20 protein-coding genes and 1 tRNA gene are annotated in these 21,133 nt (G+C 69.9%); 14 read left to right on the plus strand and 7 right to left on the minus strand.

Annotated elements, in window-relative coordinates; translation table 11 throughout:
• Positions 1–104: 104 nt before the first annotated feature.
• The gene (locus AB0G47_RS30155; protein WP_360776461.1) at positions 105–866 is read right to left on the minus strand and encodes a phosphoglyceromutase; all 762 of its coding nucleotides are present in this window, start codon (positions 864–866) and stop codon (positions 105–107) included.
• Positions 867–1,088: 222 nt separating this feature from the next.
• Between AB0G47_RS30155 and AB0G47_RS30160 the strand changes: the two genes are divergently transcribed.
• The gene (locus AB0G47_RS30160) at positions 1,089–2,426 is read left to right on the plus strand and encodes an MFS transporter (RefSeq protein WP_360776463.1); all 1,338 of its coding nucleotides are present in this window, start codon (positions 1,089–1,091) and stop codon (positions 2,424–2,426) included.
• A gap of 328 nt (positions 2,427–2,754) precedes the next feature.
• Here the strand turns inward: AB0G47_RS30160 and phoU are convergent, their stop codons facing one another.
• Complete coding sequence (gene phoU, locus AB0G47_RS30165; protein WP_360776687.1) at positions 2,755–3,435, minus strand: phosphate signaling complex protein PhoU; 681 nt, start codon at positions 3,433–3,435, stop codon at positions 2,755–2,757.
• Positions 3,436–3,718: 283 nt separating this feature from the next.
• On the opposite strand from phoU, the gene AB0G47_RS30170 reads away from it, so the two are divergent.
• Together AB0G47_RS30170 and AB0G47_RS30175 are read left to right on the plus strand one after the other, a co-directional pair.
• Positions 3,719–4,978 carry an ATP-binding protein gene (locus AB0G47_RS30170; protein WP_360776465.1) on the plus strand — a complete coding sequence of 420 codons (1,260 nt, stop codon included), beginning with the start codon at positions 3,719–3,721 and terminating at the stop codon, positions 4,976–4,978.
• Positions 4,975–5,655 (plus strand): response regulator transcription factor, encoded by a 681-nt coding sequence (locus AB0G47_RS30175; RefSeq protein ID WP_111665435.1) that lies wholly within the window; start codon positions 4,975–4,977, stop codon positions 5,653–5,655. Before AB0G47_RS30170 ends, AB0G47_RS30175 begins: the two co-directional genes overlap by 4 nt.
• Positions 5,656–5,726: 71 nt before the next feature.
• Here the strand turns inward: AB0G47_RS30175 and AB0G47_RS30180 are convergent, their stop codons facing one another.
• Positions 5,727–6,455 carry a DUF461 domain-containing protein gene (locus AB0G47_RS30180; protein WP_360776467.1) on the minus strand — a complete coding sequence of 243 codons (729 nt, stop codon included), beginning with the start codon at positions 6,453–6,455 and terminating at the stop codon, positions 5,727–5,729.
• A gap of 637 nt (positions 6,456–7,092) precedes the next feature.
• Between AB0G47_RS30180 and AB0G47_RS30185 the strand changes: the two genes are divergently transcribed.
• From AB0G47_RS30185 to AB0G47_RS30215, 7 genes are all read left to right on the plus strand, one after another.
• A complete protein-coding gene (locus AB0G47_RS30185; protein WP_003953493.1) occupies positions 7,093–7,575 on the plus strand; it encodes a CarD family transcriptional regulator in 483 nt (160 codons plus the stop codon).
• A 259-nt stretch (positions 7,576–7,834) separates the two neighbouring features.
• Entirely contained in the window at positions 7,835–8,563 is a 729-nt protein-coding gene (gene ispD, locus AB0G47_RS30190) for a 2-C-methyl-D-erythritol 4-phosphate cytidylyltransferase (protein WP_360776469.1), read from the plus strand.
• Positions 8,553–9,056: a 2-C-methyl-D-erythritol 2,4-cyclodiphosphate synthase gene (ispF, locus tag AB0G47_RS30195; protein ID WP_360776471.1), complete on the plus strand. Its 504-nt coding sequence runs from the start codon at positions 8,553–8,555 to the stop codon at positions 9,054–9,056. The genes ispD and ispF overlap by 11 nt, the downstream gene beginning before the upstream one ends.
• Before the next feature lie 70 nt (positions 9,057–9,126).
• The gene (locus AB0G47_RS30200; RefSeq protein WP_360776473.1) at positions 9,127–9,531 is read left to right on the plus strand and encodes a PPOX class F420-dependent oxidoreductase; all 405 of its coding nucleotides are present in this window, start codon (positions 9,127–9,129) and stop codon (positions 9,529–9,531) included.
• A 113-nt stretch (positions 9,532–9,644) separates the two neighbouring features.
• Complete coding sequence (cysS, locus tag AB0G47_RS30205; protein WP_360776475.1) at positions 9,645–11,045, plus strand: cysteine--tRNA ligase; 1,401 nt, start codon at positions 9,645–9,647, stop codon at positions 11,043–11,045.
• A gap of 147 nt (positions 11,046–11,192) precedes the next feature.
• Positions 11,193–12,146, plus strand: coding sequence for a 23S rRNA (guanosine(2251)-2'-O)-methyltransferase RlmB (gene rlmB / locus AB0G47_RS30210; protein ID WP_360776477.1), 954 nt, complete (start codon positions 11,193–11,195; stop codon positions 12,144–12,146).
• 140 nt (positions 12,147–12,286) lie between these two features.
• Complete coding sequence (locus tag AB0G47_RS30215; RefSeq protein WP_360776479.1) at positions 12,287–13,885, plus strand: DoxX family membrane protein; 1,599 nt, start codon at positions 12,287–12,289, stop codon at positions 13,883–13,885.
• Between the two features lie 85 nt (positions 13,886–13,970).
• Here the strand turns inward: AB0G47_RS30215 and AB0G47_RS30220 are convergent, their stop codons facing one another.
• The 3 genes from AB0G47_RS30220 to ugpC form a co-directional block, all read right to left on the minus strand.
• Positions 13,971–14,702: a nucleotidyltransferase family protein gene (locus AB0G47_RS30220; RefSeq protein ID WP_360776481.1), complete on the minus strand. Its 732-nt coding sequence runs from the start codon at positions 14,700–14,702 to the stop codon at positions 13,971–13,973.
• A 26-nt stretch (positions 14,703–14,728) separates the two neighbouring features.
• Entirely contained in the window at positions 14,729–15,187 is a 459-nt protein-coding gene (locus AB0G47_RS30225) for a hypothetical protein (RefSeq protein WP_360776483.1), read from the minus strand.
• A 210-nt stretch (positions 15,188–15,397) separates the two neighbouring features.
• Complete coding sequence (ugpC, locus tag AB0G47_RS30230; protein WP_360776485.1) at positions 15,398–16,534, minus strand: sn-glycerol-3-phosphate ABC transporter ATP-binding protein UgpC; 1,137 nt, start codon at positions 16,532–16,534, stop codon at positions 15,398–15,400.
• 198 nt (positions 16,535–16,732) lie between these two features.
• Here ugpC and AB0G47_RS30235 point away from each other — a divergent pair.
• A tRNA-Thr gene (locus AB0G47_RS30235) sits at positions 16,733–16,806 on the plus strand.
• A 554-nt stretch (positions 16,807–17,360) separates the two neighbouring features.
• On the opposite strand, the gene AB0G47_RS30240 is transcribed toward AB0G47_RS30235, so the two are convergent.
• Entirely contained in the window at positions 17,361–18,755 is a 1,395-nt protein-coding gene (locus tag AB0G47_RS30240; protein ID WP_360776487.1) for an FAD-dependent oxidoreductase, read from the minus strand.
• Between the two features lie 128 nt (positions 18,756–18,883).
• Here AB0G47_RS30240 and AB0G47_RS30245 point away from each other — a divergent pair, with 128 nt between their 5' ends.
• The 3 genes from AB0G47_RS30245 to AB0G47_RS30255 all read left to right on the plus strand — a co-directional run bounded on the left by AB0G47_RS30245 (position 18,884) and on the right by AB0G47_RS30255 (position 21,127).
• Positions 18,884–19,648 (plus strand): thioredoxin domain-containing protein, encoded by a 765-nt coding sequence (locus AB0G47_RS30245; RefSeq protein WP_360776490.1) that lies wholly within the window; start codon positions 18,884–18,886, stop codon positions 19,646–19,648.
• A 74-nt stretch (positions 19,649–19,722) separates the two neighbouring features.
• A complete protein-coding gene (locus tag AB0G47_RS30250; RefSeq protein ID WP_360776689.1) occupies positions 19,723–20,607 on the plus strand; it encodes an aminoglycoside phosphotransferase family protein in 885 nt (294 codons plus the stop codon).
• 40 nt (positions 20,608–20,647) lie between these two features.
• On the plus strand, positions 20,648–21,127 hold the full coding sequence (locus AB0G47_RS30255) for a GNAT family N-acetyltransferase (protein WP_360776492.1): 480 nt from the start codon (positions 20,648–20,650) through the stop codon (positions 21,125–21,127).
• Positions 21,128–21,133 lie beyond the last annotated feature (6 nt).

Below are 21,133 nucleotides of genomic sequence, written 5' to 3' on the forward strand. Positions count from 1 at the left end.
CTCTTCGCAGCCGCGGACCATCGCCGTCCGGCCTCGCGGGTGAGCACAGCAAAAAGCCCCCTACCAGCAGAGAATCCGCGGGTAGGGGGCTTCTTCAGCTCTGCCTACTTCTTCTTGCCCTGATTCTTGACCGCCTCGATGGCAGCCTTCGCCGCCTCCGGGTCCAGGTACGTGCCGCCCGGCTTCACCGGCTTGAACTCGGCGTCCAGTTCGTAGGCCAGCGGGATGCCCGTGGGGATGTTCAGGCCCGCGATGTCCTCGTCGGAGATGCCGTCCAGGTGCTTGACCAGGGCGCGCAGCGAGTTGCCGTGCGCGGCGACCAGGACCGTCTTGCCGTCCAGGAGGTCCGGGACGATGCCGTCGAACCAGTACGGGAGCATGCGGACGACGACGTCCTTGAGGCACTCCGTCTGGGGGCGCAGCTCCGGCGGCAGCGTCGCGTAGCGGGGGTCGGAGAACTGCGAGTACTCCGCATCGCGGTCAAGGGCCGGCGGCGGGGTGTCGTACGAGCGGCGCCAGAGCATGAACTGCTCCTCGCCGAACTCGGCCAGGGTCTGCGCCTTGTCCTTGCCCTGGAGGGCGCCGTAGTGGCGCTCGTTCAGGCGCCAGCTGCGGTGGACCGGGATCCAGTGGCGGTCGGCAGCCTCCAGGGAGAGCTGCGCCGTGCGGATCGCGCGCTTCTGGAGCGACGTGTGGACCACGTCGGGGAGCAGGCCGGCGTCCTTGAGCAGCTCACCGCCGCGGACCGCCTCCTTCTCGCCCTTCTCGTTGAGGTTGACGTCCACCCAGCCGGTGAACAGGTTCTTCGCGTTCCACTCGCTCTCGCCGTGGCGGAGGAGGATCAGCTTGTACGGTGCGTCGGCCATGCCCCTGAGCGTAATCGAACCGTCGGGCGCCCCGCGCGCCCGGCCGGGGCGTGGACACAGGCCCCGCCGCAGGGTGGTCAGTTGACGGTTTCTGTTAATCCGGTGGCTCCCCGAACCATCGGGATCGTAATGTGCAGTCGTCGCTAGAGACGCTTACACGTGGACGCTTACACAGGCTTGCACACGCTGTTCGCGCGCCTGCCTGATCTGTGGGGGAAACCGATGTCGCTCGCCGCCATGAGACGTGCCGCAAGAGAGTCCGTCTCGGGGCTGCCCCGAGAGTTCTGGTGGCTGTGGACCAGCACCCTCGTCAACCGGCTCGGCGCCTTCGTCGCCACCTTCATGGCGCTCTATCTGACCCTGGACCGCGGCTACTCCGCGACGTACGCCGGGCTCGTCGCCGCCCTGCACGGGCTCGGCGGAGTCATCTCCTCGCTGGGCGCGGGCGTCATGACCGACCGGCTCGGGCGGCGGCCCACCCTCCTCATCGCCCAGTCCTCCACGGCGCTCTCCGTCGCCCTGCTCGGGTTCATGAAGGACCCGCTGGCCATCGCCGCCGTGGCCTTCCTGGTCGGTATGGCCAGCAACGCCTCCCGGCCCGCCGTCCAGGCGATGATGGCGGACATCGTGCGGCCCGAGGACCGGGTGCGGGCCTTCTCCCTCAACTACTGGGCGATCAACCTCGGGTTCGCGATCTCTGCCATGGGCGCCGGCTTCATCGCCGAGTTCAGCTATCTCGCCGGGTTCCTCATCGAGGCCGCCATGACCATGGCCTGCGCGATCGTCGTCTTCGCGAAACTGCCGGAGTCACGGCCCGTGCGCACCGCCCTGGAGAAGGACGCCGAGCCGGAGGCGGGGCTCGGGACGGTCCTGCGGGACGGGCGGTTCATGGGGGTCGTGGGTCTTTCGTTCCTTATCGCGCTGATCTTTCAACAGGGGTCCGTGGGGCTGCCCGTCGCCATGGGCGAGGCCGGCTTCACGCCCGCCGATTACGGCATGGCCATCGCCGTCAATGGCGTACTGATCGTCGTCCTGCAGATCCCGGTCACCCGCTTCATCGAGCACCGGGACCCGCAGCGGCTGCTGATCATCTCCGCGCTGCTCGCCGGATACGGCTTCGGGCTCACCGCCTTCGCCGGGTCGATCGGCGTCTTCGCGCTGACCGTGTGCGTCTGGACGCTGGCCGAAATCGTCAACGCGCCAACACAGACGGGACTTGTGGTGCGGCTCTCGCCCCTCCACGGCAGGGGGCGCTACCAGGGCATGTACACCATGTCGTGGGCCGTGGCCGCGCTCGTCGCCCCGCTGATGTCCGGCTTCGTGATCGACCGCTTCGGGGCGGACTGGCTGTGGGGCATCTGCGCCGTCATCGGTACGTTCGCGGCGCTCGGCTACTGGACGCTGATGAGGGGGCTTCCGGAGGAGGAGACCGAGGTGGGGGCGGGGGCCGTGCCGGTGGCTCCGGCTTCGCAGACCGCGGAAGGGACCGCGGAAGGGACCGCGGAAGAGACCGCAGAGGAGGCTCCCGCAGCCGACGCCCGCGCTCGCGTGCGCCGTTGATGCGCCGTCAGGTCTGGGCATGAGATGGGAGACAGGCAGTACGCCTTCGAGGAGGAGACCCATGGCCGAGTCCCCCAACCCCGTGTTCACCCCGGAGCAGCCGACCGTGACACCAGGCCTGCCCGAACTGGTCCTGCTGGGAGCCTGTGGCTGCGGCTCGGGCTGCGGCTGCGGCTGCCAGCAGGGTGGATCGTGCCAGTGCGGCGGGGGCTGCGGGTAACGCAGTCACCACGCCGAGCAGTCACCACGCCAAAGGGTGTGCCCCGCGCGGAAAGCGCGGGGCACACCCTTTACGTGAGCCGGCGAATGCGAGCGGGAGAAGGAGGCCTCAGGCCCCTTCCACAGGCGCCCCCGCCTGCTGAATCTCATCCGCGTGCTCACCGGTGACGAGGTACACGACCCGCTTGGCCACGGAAACCGCGTGGTCGGCGAACCGCTCGTAGTAACGGCCCAGCAGCGTCACGTCCACGGCGGTCTCGATGCCGTGCTTCCACCGGTCGTCCATCAGGTGCTGGAAGAGCGTGCGGTGCAGCAGGTCCATCTCGTCGTCGTCCTGCTCGAGCTGCAGCGCGAGATCGACGTCCTTGGTGATGATGACCTCGGCGGCCTTCGCCATCAGCCGCTGCGCGAGCTGCCCCATCTCCAGGATGGTCGCGTGCAGATCGCGCGGCACGGCCGACTCGGGGAAACGCAGCCGGGTCAGCTTGGCCACGTGCTGGGCGAGGTCGCCCGAGCGCTCCAGGTCGGCGCTCATCCGCAGCGAGGTGACGACGATGCGCAGATCGGTGGCGACCGGCTGCTGCCGCGCGAGCAGGGCTATCGCGCGGGCCTCCAGTTCGTGCTGCAGATCGTCGACCTTCTGGTCAGCGGCGATCACGCTCTCGGCCATCTTCAGGTCGGCGTCGAGCATGGCCGTGGTGGCGCGCCCGATCGCCGACCCGACGAGCCGGGCCATCTCGACCAGGCCCTCGCCGATCGAGTCAAGTTCCTCGTGGTACGCGTCCCGCATGTGGATGTCCCTCTCTAGTACGTCCCGGGGGGTGACCCCCACGCTCCCACGGTGCGGGTCGGACGCGTCCGTTTCCGACATCCCAAATGAACCGTCACTGTCACCAAGGTGAACTATGGGCGACGGGGAACGTCCGCCCCGGAGAGACCCCTGCCCGGCCCCGGTCGGCCCGTTCGGTCGAAGTGAACCATCCCCGTCCCCTCGGTGAACTCTGGGCGACGAGTGTTCGAGGCCGCACCCGTATGGCTGTGGCCGGTGCGTAAAGGGCGCATAACCTGGAGGCATGGACGTGAACGCGGCGGTCGCCGCAGCGGCAGCGATCGCCGGGGTGTGCACCGGTGTCATCGCCATGCTGGCGTTCCGCTGGAGCGAGCGCGACCTGAAACGCCCCACCCGGACATCCCTGCACACCGACCCCGTACTGCCACCGGGCGTCGACACGGTGCTCTCCGTGCTCCGCTCGTCCGCCGTCGTCCTCGACGAGGCGGACAGCGTCGTGAAGGCCAGCTCCGCGGCGTACGCGCTTGGCCTGGTCCGCGGCGGCAAGCTCGCCGTGGAGCCCATGCTGCAGATGGCGCGGGACACCCGCCGCGACGGAGAGATACGCCAGGTCGAGCTGGACCTGCCGCGCCGCGGCACCGGCCGGGGCGAGGCACTCGCCGTCTCCGCCCGCGTCGCCCCGCTCGGCTCCCGCCTGGTGCTCCTCCTGGTCGAGGACCTCACCGAGGCCCGCCGCATCGAAGCCGTACGACGTGACTTCGTGGCGAACGTGAGCCACGAACTGAAGACCCCGGTAGGGGCTCTCTCCCTCCTCTCCGAGGCCGTCATGGACGCCTCCGACGACCCCGAGGCCGTCGAGCGCTTCGCCGGCCGGATGCAGATCGAGGCGACCCGCCTGACCAGCCTCGTCCAGGAGCTCATCGACCTCTCCCGGGTCCAGAACGACGACCCCCTGGAGGACGCCGAACCCGTCCGTGTCGATGAACTGGTGGCGGAGGCGATCGACCGCAGCCGTCACCAGGCCTCCCACAAGCAGATCACCATGGCCGCGGGCGGCACCGCCGACCTGCAGATATGGGGAAACCGCGGCCAGCTCGCCGCGGCGCTCGGCAACCTCGTCGAGAACGCCGTGAACTACAGCCCGGCCCGCACCCGTGTGGGCATCGCCGCCCGCCGGGTCACCGCACCCGGCGGGGATCTCATCGAGGTGGCCGTCACCGACCAGGGCATCGGCATCTCCGACAAGGACAAGGAGCGCATCTTCGAGCGCTTCTACCGCGTAGACCCGGCGCGCTCCCGGGCCACCGGCGGCACCGGCCTCGGCCTCGCCATCGTCAAGCACGTGGCCGCCTCGCACGGCGGGGAGGTCACCGTGTGGAGCTCGGAGGGACAGGGCTCCACCTTCACCCTGCGGCTGCCCGAAGCAGCCGCGACCCGCGACCGCGGATCCGGTCACGGCGGACTCGGCAACGACGCCGACACCGCACGGCCCGACGAGACCACAGCGTACGAACCCATCCCTGCCCCGGAGGTCCTTCCGTGACCCGAGTGCTCGTCGTAGAGGACGAGGAGTCCTTCTCCGACGCCCTGTCCTACATGCTCCGCAAGGAGGGCTTCGAGGTCGCCATCGCGGCCACCGGCCCGGACGGACTCGACGAGTTCGAGCGCAACGGCGCCGACCTCGTCCTGCTCGACCTGATGCTGCCGGGCCTGCCCGGCACGGAAGTCTGCCGCCAGCTGCGCGGCCGCTCCAACGTCCCGGTGATCATGGTCACCGCCAAGGACAGCGAGATCGACAAGGTCGTGGGCCTCGAAATAGGAGCCGATGACTACGTCACCAAGCCCTTCTCGTCCCGCGAGCTGGTGGCCCGCATCCGTGCGGTCCTGCGCCGCAGGGGCGAGCCGGAGGAGGTCACGCCGCAGGCCCTGGAGGCGGGCCCGGTCCGGATGGACGTCGACCGCCACGTGGTCACGGTCTCCGGCTCCAAGGTCGACCTGCCCCTGAAGGAGTTCGACCTCCTGGAGATGCTGCTGCGCAACGCGGGCCGCGTGCTGACCCGCATGCAGCTCATCGACCGAGTCTGGGGCGCCGACTACGTGGGCGACACCAAGACCCTCGACGTCCACGTCAAGCGCCTGCGCGCCAAGATCGAGCCGGACCCGGGGGCGCCGCGCTACTTGGTGACGGTGCGAGGCCTGGGCTACAAGTTCGAGCCGTAAACCGCGAGGAACACGGGAAAGGGCGGGAACCCCTCGGGGTTCCCGCCCTTCCGTATGCGTACGTACGTCGATCAGTGCTCGGCGGCACCCTCGCCGGCGCCGTGCGAGGCGGCACCGCCGTCGGCAGGCGTGGAGGCCGCACCGGACGGGTCGGTGCTCACGCCGTCGGACGGCGCGCCCGACGGGTTGGTGGAGGCCGCGCCCGACGGGTCGGTGGACGCGCTGCCCGACGGCTTCGTGGACGGCTTGGCGTCCGGCGCCTTCGGGACCTCGCTCGGGCCCCACTTCTTGAAGTAGCTCTCGGCCGGGATGACGAAGGTCTTCATCTTCACGTCGCCGGTCTTGCTGAAGGCGAAGGTGACCGACTGCGCGTTGCCGTCCTTGACGGCCTCGCGGCTGCTGGGCAGGACGGCGGACGCGTTGTCCTTGCCGCCGATGATGACCGAGCCGCCGGCCGGGATGGTCAGCGGACCGCCCCGCTTGGAGCTCTTGTCGTCCTTGCCCGGCGTGATCTTGGCCTTCTTGCCGGTGCCGACGACCGTGATGCCGTCCAGGGTCTGGGCGGTGGAGCCGTTGTTGAAGATCGTCGCGGCGATCACCGCGGGACCCGTCGACTCCAGGTCGGGCTGGGTGATGACCATGGCGTTCTGGATCTTGATGTCGCCGACGGCGGTCGCGGCGTTGTCCGGCTTGATCTCGTTGGTCGCGGCGTCGTTGCCGGCCCCGCACGCGGCGAGCGAGGTGAGCGAGAACGCGATGGCAGTGGCGGCGATGACGCCACGTCGAAGGCTGCGGCTCACGGCGGCGGCAACTCCTTGAACGAGAGCGGTACGGGAGGGGCGGGCGGCTGTAAAGCCGCCCTAAGGGTGTGTCAGCGGGCTTAGGTTACCGAGCCGTTCCCGCACCACCGCACCCGACCCGCCCCTAGGCACCGCCGGCCTCCCCACGGCGCCCTCGTCTCACCACCCGCTTCCCTTCTGTCACGGCGAGATCATTGTTCTCTCGTTCACCATTCACATAAGCGCCGTCAAGAGTCATCACGGCCCGCCTTGCGGATTTCCGGTAAGGAATGCATGGCGGTCCGGGGAAGTGCCGGAAATTGATCACGAGGATCGCTTGATCAATTCCGGATTCGCGCCGAACGAAGAGTCGCACCTCCCTTCCGTCGCCGAACGGAGTAGCGGAAGTTCACCGCTTGGAACCCGGCAAACCGGGACGTTCGGCCTGGTGGAGCGCTCTCGGAGGGCGTGTGACGGGCACGTTTCACCCTCCCCGGAGAGCGGCTCCCACCTGCGAATACCCCGCTCCGCTAGCCGTCCGCAGCACGTTCCTGTTGCTGTTGTCAAGCCCCGAGATATGCCCTGACCTGCGAAAACGCCATTCAGAAGAGGCCGTTCTCGTGTTAGGATGGATAGCCACGGAAGGGGTACCTGTCACATGACGTTCAAGGTTGGCGACACCGTGGTCTATCCCCATCACGGGGCCGCGCTGATCGAGGCCATCGAAACTCGCCAGATCAAAGGCGTGGACAAGACCTACTTGGTGCTGAAGGTCGCTCAGGGCGACTTGACGGTACGTGTGCCTGCGGACAATGCGGAGTTCGTCGGCGTGCGTGATGTGGTCGGTCAGGACGGGCTCGACCGGGTCTTCGAGGTGCTGCGCGCGCCGTACGCCGAAGAGCCGACGAACTGGTCCCGTCGCTACAAGGCAAATCTCGAGAAGCTCGCCTCCGGCGATGTCATCAAGGTCGCGGAAGTCGTGCGTGACCTGTGGCGTCGGGAGCGTGAGCGCGGACTGTCCGCAGGTGAGAAGCGCATGCTCGCCAAGGCTCGGCAGATCCTGGTGAGCGAGCTCGCCCTCGCGGAGAACACGAACGAGGACAAGGCCGAGGCCCTGCTCGACGAGGTCCTCGCGTCCTGATCGCGTCCTGACATACGCATACGTCTTGGCGCCATGAAATGCCGCGGTGCCCGCTGACCCTCAATGGTGTCGCCGGGCGCTGCGGCATGTTCGTATCCGAACGTATCTTCTCTTCGAGAATCCCCCGATGCTTGCTTGGCGTGCCGGGCTCGGGCAGCTGGCTCGACCAGATGTCACGGAAGGGTCCGGTCAAGGCGTCGCGCCCGGCACGGTGTGGCCATACCCATGTCTGCCGAGCGTACAAACCTGAACGGAACCGATGTCTAGCGAATCCCGCACCGCGGTCGTGATTCCCGCCGCCGGACGCGGCGTGCGTCTCGGCCCGGGCGCCCCCAAAGCGCTCCGCGCGCTGAACGGCACTCCGATGCTCATCCACGCCATCCGGGCCATGGCCGCCTCCCGCGCGGTCTCCCTGGTCGTCGTGGTGGCGCCCCCGGACGGCGCGAACGAGGTCAAGACCCTCCTGGACGACCACGCACTGCCCGAGCGCACCGACTTCGTCGTGGTCCCCGGCGGCGACACCCGCCAGGAGTCCGTGAAGCTCGGCCTCGACGCGCTGCCGCCCGGCATCGGCGTCGTCCTGGTGCACGACGCGGCCCGCCCCCTGGTGCCCGTCGACACGGTGGACGGCGTCATCGAGGCCGTCCGTGAGGGCGCGCCCGCCGTCGTGCCCGCGCTGCCCCTGGCCGACACCGTCAAGGAGGTCGAGCCGGGCGAGCCCGGTCAGCCCGAGCCCGTGGTGGCCACCCCCGAGCGGGCCCGGCTGCGCGCCGTGCAGACCCCGCAGGGCTTCGACCGCGACATCCTCGTGCGCGCCCACGAGACGGTCACCGACAACGTCACGGACGACGCGAGCATGGTCGAGCAGCTGGGCCTCCAGGTCGTCGTCGTACCCGGCCACGAGGAGGCCTTCAAGGTGACGCGCCCCCTCGACCTCGTCCTCGCCGAGGCCGTGCTCGCCCGCAGGAGGCTCAACGATGGCTTCTGAGACCCCGCCGGTCGTCCTGCCGCAGGTCGGCATCGGCACCGACATCCACGCCTTCGAAGAGGGCCGCGAACTGTGGTGCGCCGGCCTCAAGTGGGAGGACGAGGGGCCCGGCCTCGCCGGGCACTCCGACGCGGACGTCGTCGCGCACGCCGCCTGCAACGCGCTGTTCTCCGCTGCGGGCCTCGGCGACCTCGGCGCGCACTTCGGCACCGGCCGCCCCGAGTGGTCCGGCGCCCCCGGCATCAAGCTGCTCGCCGAGGCCGCGCGGATCGTCCGGGACGCCGGATTCACCATCGGCAACGTGGCCGTGCAGGTGATCGGCCCCCGGCCCAAGATCGGCAAGCGGCGCGACGAGGCGCAGCAGGTGCTCTCCGAAGCCGCGGGCGCGCCCGTCTCGGTCTCCGGGGCCACCACCGACGGGCTCGGCTTCCCGGGCCGGGGCGACGGACTCGCGGCCATCGCCACGGCTCTGGTGGTGCGTACGTCGCACTGACGGCGACAGCGGGTAGGTGTGTAGGGCCCGAAGCGCCGCCCAAGCAGTCGAAGTAGAGGAGTGGACTTCCATGCCCGCCGAACTGTCCGAGAAGCTCAAGGCCCGGCTCGACTCCCCGGTGTTCGTCGCCGTCGCCACCATCCAGCCCGACGGCAGCCCCCAGGTGTCACCGGTCTGGGTGAAGCGGGACGGCGACGACGTGCTGTTCTCCACCACGATCGGCCGCCGCAAGGAGACCAACCTGCGGCGCGACCCGCGCGTGACGGTGCTGCTCCAGCCCTTCGACGAGCCGTACACGTACGCCGAGATCCGCGGCGAGGCGAGCATGACGACGGAAGGCGGGCAGGAGCTCATCAACGAGCTCTCGCTCAAGTACACCGGTCTGAAGTACGTGGAGTGGAACCCGCGGTCCGTGCACGACGCGCCCCGCGTCGTCGTCCGCGTCACCCCGCGCAAGGTCGTCGGCCGGATCTGAGTCCGACGCGCGTCTGATGTGAGCCGACGTGAGTCCGGGCGCATGTCACAGTTCCGTGCCCTGTTGGCCCAGGAGGTCGCAGGGCACTGTGCTGCGCCCACTACCCTGGTGTGGTGACGATTCGCCTGTACGACACCAGCGCCCGGCAGATCCGTGACTTCAGCCCCCTCGTCGAAGGCTGTGTCTCGATCTACCTGTGTGGCGCCACGGTGCAGGCTGCCCCGCACATCGGGCACATCCGGTCGGGGCTCAACTTCGACATCATGCGGCGCTGGTTCGCCCACCGCGGCTACGACGTGACGTTCATCCGCAACGTCACGGACATCGACGACAAGATCATCCGGAAGTCGGCGGAGCAGGGCCGGCCGTGGTGGTCGATCGGCTACGAGAACGAGCGGGCCTTCAACGACGGCTACGACGTCCTCGGCTGCCTGCCGCCGACCTACGAGCCGCGGGCGACCGGGCACATCACCGAGATGATCGAGATGATGCGCGGCCTGATCGAGCGCGGCCACGCGTACGAGGCGGACGGCAACGTCTACTTCGACGTGCGTTCCTTCCCCGGGTACCTGGAGCTGTCCAACCAGGAGCTGGACAACCTCCTGCAGCCCGAGGGCGAGGGCGAGACCGGCAAGCGTGACCAGCGGGACTTCGCCATGTGGAAGGCCGCCAAGGAGGGCGAGCCGTCCTGGGAGACCCCGTGGGGCCGCGGCCGTCCCGGCTGGCACCTGGAGTGCTCGGCGATGGCGCACAAATACCTCGGCCGCGAGTTCGACATCCACGGCGGCGGCATCGACCTGATCTTCCCGCACCACGAGAACGAGATCGCGCAGGCCAAGGCCTTCGGGGACGCGTTCGCGCGGTACTGGGTGCACAACGGCTGGGTCACCATGAGCGGCGAGAAGATGTCGAAGTCGCTCGGCAACTCGGTGCTCGTCTCGGAGATGGTCAAGACGTGGCGCCCGATCGTCCTGCGCTACTACCTGGGCACCCCGCACTACCGCTCGATGATCGAGTACTCGGAGGAGGCGCTGCGCGAGGCGGAGTCCGCGTTCGCGCGGATCGAGGGCTTCGTGCAGCGGGTGGTGGAGAAGGCCGGGGGGGTGGTCGAGCCGGCCCCCGAGGTGCCGCCCGCCTTCGCCGACGCCATGGACGACGACCTGGGCGTGCCGCAGGCCCTCGCGATCGTGCACACCACCGTCCGGCAGGGCAACAGCGCCCTTGCCGCCGACGACAAGGAAGCCGCCGTGGCGCGCCTGGCCGAGGTCCGGGCGATGCTCGGCGTCCTCGGCCTCGACCCGCTCGACCCGCACTGGGCCGGCGAGGGCGACCGCGGCGAAGACCTCCACGGGGTCGTCGACACCCTCGTACGCCTGGTGCTCCAGCAGCGTGAGGCGGCGCGCGGCCGCAAGGACTGGGCGACCGCCGACGCCATCCGTGACCAGCTCAACCAGTCCGGCCTCGTCATCGAGGACGGCCCCTCCGGACCGCGGTGGACGCTCGGCCCGCGCTGAGCGCTCTGACCTCGTGATGTGCCGCCCGGCGACCCGGGCGGCACACTTCATTACGTACGCATACGCATCCGCGCCTGCGGACGTGCACACTTCATAGACATACGCAGTAGGCGTGCAGCCGCACGCGACACGACAGACAGGTAGGTCATGGCCGCTAACAACCGCCGCATGTCCGGCAAGAAGGGCGCGCAGGTCGGCAGCGGCGGAAATCGACGCCGCGGCCTTGAGGGCAAGGGCCCGACGCCGCCCGCCGAGGCGCGCAAGGGACACGTGAAGAACCGCCTCGCCAACGCGAAGGCCAAGCGCTCCGCGTCGTCCCCCGGCGGCCGCCGTCCCGTGAAGGGCCGCGGCGGCAAGGGCAGCTCCGAGATGGTCGTCGGGCGCAACTCCGTCGTCGAGGCGCTGCGCGAGGGCGTGCCCGCGTCGATGCTCTACGTCCAGCAGTTCATCGACAACGACGAGCGGGTGCGCGAAGCGCTGCAGCTCGCCGGTGAGCGCGGCGGCATCCACCTCATGGAGGCGCCGCGGCCCGAGCTCGACCGCATGACGAACGGACTGAACCACCAGGGGCTCGTGCTCCAGGTGCCGCCCTACGAGTACGCGCACCCCGAGGAGCTCTCCGCCGCCGCGTACGACGCGGGGCAGGACCCGCTGATCGTCGCGCTCGACGGTGTGACGGACCCGCGGAACCTCGGCGCCGTGGTGCGTTCCGTCTCCGCGTTCGGCGGCCACGGTGTCGTCGTTCCCGAGCGGCGTGCCGCGGGCATGACCGCCGGTGCGTGGAAGACGTCCGCCGGTGCGGCGGCGCGGACGCCGGTCGCCCGCGCGACGAACCTGACGCGGGTCCTTGAGGCGTACAAGAAGGAGGGGCTCGCCATCGTGGGCCTCGCTGCGGACGGGGAGCACGAGGTCGGCGACCTCGAGGCGCTGTCAGGACCCGTGGTGGTCGTCGTCGGCAGCGAGGGCAAGGGCCTCTCGCGCCTGGTCGGCGAAACGTGCGACTACCGCGTGCGGATCCCGATGCCGGGTGGCACGGAGTCGTTGAACGCCGGTGTCGCGGCGGGTGTCGTGCTGTACGAGGCCTCTCGCCATCGGGCGTAGATCGCTCTCGAACGCCGGAGGGGCCGGAGACGGCCCCTCCGGCGTTTTTTGTGAAGCGGTGCACGCAAGACGATCTTTGACGCGGTCCGGACATTTCCACACGGTCAAGGCAGTGTCCTAAGCACACATCACTCGGTTAGATGAGTGTGGACACCAGAACACCCCGCAATCCCACGGGGGGAAGCTCGTCAGGGTTCGACGAAGCTCCCGCGCTGAGCATGGTGAAGGTGCCGAGCGACCCGGCCCAGGTCATCGTGAATCACGCGAGCTTCCGCGTGCAGCTCCCCGCCGCGCAGTGGACCCAATCCCCGCGTATCGCCCGGCACTTGAGCAATGCCGGTGACACCATGCGCATCCCCGCGGTCGGCTCCGCCGCACGGCGCCGCGCGCCCGTCGTCTGGAGCGGGAAGTCGGATCCGGGCGACCCCGGAGCGACCGGACTGCTGCAGGCGGTGCGCGGCACCGGCGTGCGCCAATCGGCCGCAGGCGGCGCCGACCCCTTCGACGACGGGGGTGCCACCCAGGTCATCCCGCGCATCGACCTCGACGACGACCTCGAGATCACGCAGGCCACCCCCGCCGTCATCGGGCCCCGCCAACCCGACTCCGGCACCCGGCTGCTCCCGCAGATGCGGATGCCGGGCAGCGATCTCGACGAGCGGGAGCAACTCCCGTACGACGACGACGATTTCGAGGAGAGCGGCGAGACCCCCGGGCGGCGCCACGGGGCCGATCCCGTCCGGCACGCCTATTACCCCGGGCGGCGGATGAACCTCGGTGTCGTGCTGCTCCCGCTGCGCGTCTTCCTCGGGTTCATCTCCATCTACGCCGGCATGGGCAAGCTCTGCGACCCCGTCTACTTCGACGGCGGCGAGCGCGGCTCCATGGTCAAGTGGCTGAACTCGCTGCACCCCTGGGCGCTCGCCGAGCCGCTGCGGGACTTCGCCCTCCAGCACCCGGTGGGCGCGGGGCTCTGCATCGCCTTCCTGCAGATCATCGTCGGCGTGCTCACGGTGCTCGGGCTCTGGCAGCGGGTCGCCGCCGGCGTCGGCGTACTGCTGTCCGCCGCGCTCATCGTCACCGTCAGCTGGAAGACCGTCCCCGCCTACGACGCGCCCGACATCATCTATCTGGCCGCCTGGTCGCCGCTGATCATCGCCGGTGCGCCCGTCTACTCCATCGACGGACGCCTCGCCGGCGAGGCCTGGCGGACGCTCGGTCCGCGCGTCGACATCTGGGAGCTGCGGCGGCGTGTGCTGCGGCGCGGCGCCCTCGTCACGGCGCTGGTCGTCGGCCTGACGCTGCTGATCGGCTCCATGCTGGGCGGCGCCGTGCGCGACGCCGACCGGGTGACCGTGCCCGGGCCCGGCGAGGCGCCGCGCAACGAACTGCCCGGCTCACCGCTCCCCGGTGAGCCCGGCAAGAAGCAGCAGCGCCAGCGCCACTCGCAGAGCCCCACGGCCTCCCAGGCGCCGACACAGGGCAGTTCCGCGAGCCCCACGCAGGGCGCGGGCACGACCGCTCCGGCCGAGGCGCGCGAGACCGGCACTGTCGGCTCCGGGCAGCAGCCGACCCAGACGCAGGGCACCGGGCAGGCCCCGCCGCAGCAGTCGTCGCCTGAGCAGCCCCCGTCGTCCACCGGCGCGGGCCCGACGTCCAGCGGCAGCACCGGCGCGCCCGAGGGCGGCAGCACCGGCGGCAACGACGGGCTCGTGGGCGGTCTGCTCGGCGGCGGGTGACCGGTCCTGCGCCGTGTATGTACGTGACTGGGGCCCGCACAGAAGCTGTGCGGGCCCCAGTCACGTACAAGGGGAGGAAAGGGCCTCAACGACCCTGTGCCGCAAGCTCCTTGGCCGCCTCGGTGAGGTCCTTCGCCGTGTCGATCGCCCGCCAGTACGCGCCCTGCGGCAGCGGGAAGCCCGCCAGGCTCTTCTCGCGGGCCAGGCGCGGGAAGGTGGTGCGCTCGTGGTCGCCGCGGTCGGGGAGGAGTTCCGTGAAGGAGGCGGAGAAGACGTACACGCCCGCGTTGATCAGATACGGGGACGGCGGGGACTCGATGAAGTCCGTGATGTGGCCGAACGCGTCCGTCTCGACGGCGCCCCACGGGATGCGGGGGCGGGCCAGGGCGAGGGTCGCGGTGGCGTCGCGCTCGGCGTGGAAGGCCGCCATGTCGCGCAGCGAGAAGCGGGTCCAGATGTCGCCGTTCGTCGCGTACCAGGGGCGGTCCGCGTGCGGCAGCTGACGGGCGGCGTACTTGAGGCCGCCGCCGCGGCCGAGGGGTTCCTTCTCGACCACCGTGGTGACGTTCAGCGGGAGGTCCGCCGACTCCAGCCACTCCTGGAGGACCTCGGCGAGATGGCCGCAGGAGACGACCGCGTCCGTGACGCCCTCCGCGGCCAGCCAGGACAGCTGATGGCCGATGATCGGGGTCCCTGTGCCGGGGATCTCGACCATCGGCTTGGGCCGGTCGTCGGTGTACGGACGGAGGCGCGAGCCCTGGCCTCCGGCCAGGACTACGGCCTGTGTGGGCCTGGGTGCGTGGGGGTCGCCGGTCATGCCGGAAACCCTACGTGGCGCCCCTGTCAGCCGTTCTGGTGGGCGGCGACGCCCGTCGCGAAGGACGTGTCGCAGACCGGGCGCGCGTACGACTGGGCGCGCGTCGGGCCGTACGCCCGCACGGCCGCACGGCCGAGGGCGCGGGCGATGGAGGCGCAGTGCCGGGCGAGCGACGGGTGGCGGTTCACCTCCTGCTGGAGGTGGGTGAGAGCGACGCCCGGGTTCTTGTCCTGGAGTTCCAGGAGCAGCCGGTCGCGCAGGACGTCCTGCGGAGCGCGGGACTTGGCCGGTACGGAGAGGTCGCCGGCGGACGCGGTGAGCATCGAGTCCGACGAGTTGCCCGACCAGTTGACGCTGGTGACAGCAAGGGTGCCGGAGAGCACCAGCATCACGGGCAGGACGAGGGCGAGGGTGCGGCCGATGCGGCGCGCGGGGCCTCGGTGGGCTCGGCGCGGCTTCTGGGTGTAGTTGGCGGAGTGCGTCACGCGAGCGAGCGTAGCGGTCGGTGATGATTTGGCGACATTTAGTCACTCGGTCGAGCGACGCGAATTGAGGTTTCTCTGGAGCGGTGTTGACGTGCCGTGGGTGAAATGGTCGGTCTGCCGGGGTATTTGTCGACAACGCTGGCCAAAGCTGAGGGCCCCGCACCGCCGGGCAGGCGAAGTGCGGGGCCCTCAAGGCCCGGTCGGGCCGGGTCAGTCGGTGAGGCGCTCGCCCGTCGACGTCGAGAACACGTGGATCTCGCCCGGACGCGGGACGACGTGCAACTGCGCGCCCTTCTCCGGGACCTGGCGGCCGTTCACCCGGACCACGAGGTCCTTGTGCTCGCCGCCGACCTCGGCGGAGCCGTAGACGTAACCGTCGGCGCCGAGCTCCTCGACGACGTTCACGGAGACGGCCAGGCCCGCGGGGGCGTCCTCGGTCTCCTTGGAGAGGGACTTCGCGGCGGCGCCGTTCTGCTCGGCGATGTCGAAGTGCTCCGGACGGACGCCGACCGTGACGGTGCGGTCGCCCTTGTCGGCCGCGGCGGACAGCGCCTCGCGGTTCACCGGGACCACCGAGTTGCCGAACTTCACGCCGCCGTCGGTGATCGGGACCTCGACCAGGTTCATGGCGGGGGAGCCGATGAAGCCGGCGACGAAGAGGTTGGCCGGACGGTCGTACATGTTGCGCGGCGAGTCGACCTGCTGCAGCAGACCGTCCTTCAGTACGGCCACACGGTCGCCCATGGTCATGGCCTCGACCTGGTCGTGGGTGACGTACACGGTGGTGATGCCGAGGCGGCGCTGCAGCGACGCGATCTGCGTACGCGTCGAGACGCGGAGCTTGGCGTCGAGGTTGGAGAGCGGCTCGTCCATGAGGAACACCTGCGGCTCACGCACGATGGCGCGACCCATGGCGACACGCTGGCGCTGACCGCCGGAGAGCGCCTTGGGCTTGCGGCCCAGGTACTCGGTGAGGTCGAGGATCTTCGCCGCGTCCTCGACCTTCTGCCGGATCTCCGCCTTGTTGACGCCGGCGATCTTGAGCGCGAAGCCCATGTTGTCGGCGACGGTCATGTGCGGGTACAGCGCGTAGTTCTGGAACACCATGGCGATGTCCCGGTCCTTCGGCGGCAGATGCGTGACGTCGCGGTCACCGATGCGGATCGCACCCTGGTTCACGTCCTCCAGGCCCGCGAGCATGCGCAGGGAGGTGGACTTTCCGCAGCCGGACGGGCCGACGAGTACGAGGAATTCGCCGTCCTCGATCTCGATTTCGAGACCGTCCACAGCGGGCTTTTCGGAACCCGGGTAGATGCGGGTCGCCTTGTCGAACGTAACAGTGGCCATGGTGAGGGCCCCCTTCACCGGCAGGAACGTGCCGGACGATCCGAGTAGAGGGAGTGGTGTAGTCCACCTGAGTGAACTGTTCGGACGGTACCCCGGGGGCCCTCGGTCTGTCAGTAGTCGTGGGCCTTCGACCTTCGAGGAAATTTTCGACGGGCGCATGGGCGGTGTTGGTTACACTGCTCGGGCACGTCAGTGCATGCCTCCTTAGCTCAGATGGCCAGAGCAACGCACTTGTAATGCGTAGGTCGTCGGTTCGAATCCGACAGGGGGCTCTCCTGAAACCCCGGCTCGGATCGCTCGTGTCTTGTGGATCAGGCCGCGTAGGCTCGGCTCCGTGCCCCGCCGTTCGAGGAAGCCTCGCCGCTTGGTCGTCGACGGGCGTGTGTACCTGTGGTCGCTCCGCCACGGCCACCGTGTGCTGGACAGCGGCCGGTCGTCCGGGGCGGCTCCCTGAACCTGCACGAACCGGGCGCCGTCCGGGCTCTGCTCGACGTGGCGTCGGCCGCCGGCCCCGCGGGCCCGTAGGCGGAGCGGCCGACCGCCCGGCGATCAAACTTCCCTACATTGTTCTGCGGGACGTGGTGAGCCCTGCCGAGCGGGCCGAGCTGCGGCAGTGCGCCCGCTCGGGTGGGGCCGGGCAGTGATCTCACTGAGCGCCAGGTGCAGATCCTGAGCAAGTCGGCGGTGCACTACCGCAGGGCCGCCCACGTGGGCTCAGTTGTGGTCTCGGTCGGCCTGACTTCCGCAGTGATCCAGCTCCGTCCGAACGCGTCCAGCGAGCCCGTTGACCTCGGCCTTGGATCCGACAGGGGGCTCTTGCTTTTTCCTAGTGCCGCCCCGAAAGCCGGTCCGCGATCCTGGCCAGGCGCGGGGCCTGGGCGGTCGGGGTCGTCAGTTCGTGGCGGTCCGCGTTGCGGTATGTCGCGTACATGCCCTGGACGGCGATCCAGCGGAAGGGCTCCGGCTCCCACTTGCGGACCTTGTGGTTGACCCAGGGGAGCGTCGTCAGGTCCGTGGTGCCTGCCTGGCCCGAGTCCTGCTGGACCAGGTCGCGCAGGGTGCGGGCCGCCAGGTTGGCGGTGGCGACGCCCGAGCCGACGTAGCCGCCCGCCCAGCCGAGGCCCGTCGCGCGGTCCAGGGTGACCGTGGCGCACCAGTCGCGGGGGACGCCGAGCACGCCGGACCAGGCGTGGGCGATCTCCACCCCGGCCAGCTGGGGGAAGAAGCGGGTCAGGATTTCGTGGAGGGCTTCGATCGTCGCGGGCTGGGTGCGGCCGTCGTTGTCCGTCTTTGAGCCGTAGCGGTACGGGACGCCGCGGCCTCCGAGCGCGATGCGGCCGTCTGCCGTGCGCTGGGCGTACATGTATGCGTGCGCCATGTCGCCGAGCGTCTCGCGGCCCTCCCAGCCGATGGAGTCCCATTGGGCGGAGGAGAGGGGTTCCGTTGCGATCATCGAGGAGTTCATGGGGAGCCAAGTGCGGCGCTGGCCCTTCAAGGACGCCGTGAAGCCCTCCGTACAGCGCAGGATGTAGGGGGCGCGGACCGTGCCGTACGGGGTGATCGCGTGCTTCGGCTTGATCTCTGTGACGGGCGTTGATTCGTGGATCGTCACGCCCAGCGCTTCGACCGCCGCCGCCAGGCCCTTCACCAGCTTCACCGGGTGCAGGCGTGCGCCGTGCGGGGTCCAGGTCGAGCCGACGGCGCCCGCGACGCGGATCCGGTCGGCCGTCTCCCGGGCGCCGTGGAGGGTGCGGTCCTTTTCGCCGTATGCCAGTTCCGTTTCGTGGAAGGCCTTCAGGCGTGCCAACTGGGCCGGGGTGTACGCCACTTCGAGTACGCCGCCGTGGTGGATGTCCGCCTCGATGCCCTCTGCCCCGGCCGTCTCGATCACCTCGGTGACCGTCTGGTTCATCGCCTCCTGGAGGCGGACCGCGGCCTCCTTGCCGTGCAGCCGGGCGTAGCGGTCGCGGCCCGCGATGCCGTTGTAGAGCCAGCCGCCGTTGCGGCCCGACGCGCCGTAGCCGCAGAACTTCTGCTCCAGGACGGTGATGCGGAGGAAGGGGGCGGCCTTCTTCAGGTAGTACGCGGTCCACAGGCCCGTGTAGCCGCCGCCGACTATGCAGACGTCGGCACTCTCGTCGCCCGGAAGGGGTTCACGGGGGGCCGGGGTGCCGTGGTCCGCGTACCAGTACGAGATGCCGCCGTTGATCGTGCTGCTCATGTGCCGGACGTTACTGCGCTGGTGGGGGCTTTGGGGAGGGGGTCGGGGGGCGGGGTTCCGATACGTTGATCCGGCACGTGGCGGAGCGTCATGTGCGTCATGTGTCGAGATCCTGGAGGACTGTTCAGATGGCCGTACGCAAGGCCCGGCGCATCGCCGCCGCGGTGGCCGCCACCGCACTCGTCGCCATGGGCGCAGCCGCCTGCGGCCCTGAGGACATCACGGGCAACGGCGGAAGCAGTGTCGAGGAGTCGGCCCCGGCATCGGACTCCTCCGGAGGCGGCGGCTCCGACGCGAAGGCGCCCTCGGCGGACACCGCGGCGCTCGCGGACGTGCCCGCGTCGGTGAAGGGCGGTGTCATCACGGTCGGCGACCCGAAGGCCGGGCACACGGTCAAGCTGTACGAGGACGCGCGCTGCCCGATCTGCAAGAAGTTCGAGGAAACCGGCGCGCAGGCCCTGGTGAAGCCGCTGGCCGAGGGCAAGGTCAAGGTCGAGTACACGCTCGCCTCGTTCCTCGACAAGAACCTCGGCGGCCATGGCTCGGTGAACGCGGCGAACGCGCTGCGGGCTTCGGTCGACGCGGGCAAGTTCCCGCAGTTCCACGCCGCGGTCTTCGCCAACCAGCCGGAGAGCGAGACCGAGGACGCCTACACGCCCGAGTTCCTGCTGAAGATCGCCGACAAGGTGGACGGCCTGCGGGGCCCGGCCTTCGACAAGGCCGTGAAGAACGTGACGTACAAGAAGTGGGTCGGTGAGGCCATGCAGTCCTTCACCGACGACGGCATGCAGGGCACGCCGTCCGTCTTCATCGACGGCGAGAAGCCGGACAACAACGCGCTGTTCGACAAGGCGGCGTTCGCCAAGGAGCTCAAGGCGTCCGGGATCTCCTGACCGCCCGTGTGCGGCCGTCGCCCGGGAAATCCCGGTGCGGCGGCCGGCCGTGCGTCGGTAGCGTCGCGGGCGTGATGGACATTCGCATTCCGGACGAGCTGGTCGAGTCGCAGCACATGTACGCCGGTGAGGCCGGACGTGCCTTCATCGCGGGGCTGCCCGCGCGCGTGACGGAGTTCGTCGAGCGGTGGGACCTGACCGTCGACGGGCCGTCGATGCACGGCATGGCCGCCCTCGTCCTGCCCGTGGTGCGGGCCGACGGGACGCCGGCCGTGGTGAAGTTCCAGGTGCTCGACGAGGAGACCGAGGGGGAGCCGGTCGGCCTTCGGGTGTGGGGCGGTGACGGGGCCGTGCGGCTCCTCGACCACGACGCGGGCACCGGCACGATGCTGCTCGAACGGCTGGACTCCGCGCGGATGTTGTCGACCATGGCCGACACCCGCAAGGCGGTCCTCGTCATCGCCGAGCTGCTCGCCCGGCTCACGTCGGTGGCCGCGCCCGAGGGGATGCGGCGGCTCGGCGACATCGCCGCGGAGATGGTCGACGACCTGCCGGGCGCCCTGAAGGCGATCGGCGACCCTGCCGAGCGTGCGGTCGTCGAGCGGTGCGGGGGAGCGGTGCGTGAGGTCATGGGGGAGCCCGGTGACCGGCTGCTGCACTGGGACCTGCACTTCGAGAACGTACTGGCGGCCGAGCGCGAGCCGTGGCTCGCCATCGACCCGAAGCCGCTTGCCGGGGACCCGGGGTTCGACCTGTGGCCCGCCATCAACAACCGTTTTGATGTTGATGACGTGCTGTGGCGGTTCGATGCCATGACCGAGGTGCTCGGGCTCGACCGGGAGCGGGCCCGTGCCTGGACGCTGGGCCGCGTGTTGCAGAACGCGCTGTGGGAGATCGAGGACGGACGGCCGGTGGACGAGGACGACCTGGAGGTCGCCCGGCTGCTCCTTGGACGGTGACGGCCTGCCCGGCGGCGCCGGGTCGACGTACCCTGCGGCCATGATTCGTACCGCCATACCCGCAGACGTCCCCCTGATCCACGCCATGGTCCGTGACCTCGCCGAGTACGAGAAGGCGCTCGACGAGGCCAGGGCGACCGAGGAGCAGTTGCGCGATGCGCTCTTCGGGGAGCGGCCCGCCGCGTTCGCGCACATCGCGCAGGACGACGCGTCCGGTGAGGTCGTCGGCTTCTCGCTGTGGTTCCTGAACTTCTCCACCTGGCGCGGAGTGCACGGCATCTACCTGGAGGACCTGTACGTACGGCCCGAGGCGCGGGGCGGCGGGTACGGCAAGGCGCTGCTTGCCGAGCTGGCGCGGATCTGTGTGCAGCGCGGCTATGAGCGTCTCGAATGGTCCGTGCTCGACTGGAACGAGCCGTCGATCAACTTCTACAAGTCGCTCGGCGCGCTGCCGCAGGACGAGTGGACGGTCTATCGGCTGACCGATGGGGCGCTGGCGGAGTTGGGCTCCGGTCGGTAACGGGGC

Source organism: Streptomyces sp. NPDC021622, assembly GCF_040640795.1.
Classification (GTDB): domain Bacteria; phylum Actinomycetota; class Actinomycetes; order Streptomycetales; family Streptomycetaceae; genus Streptomyces.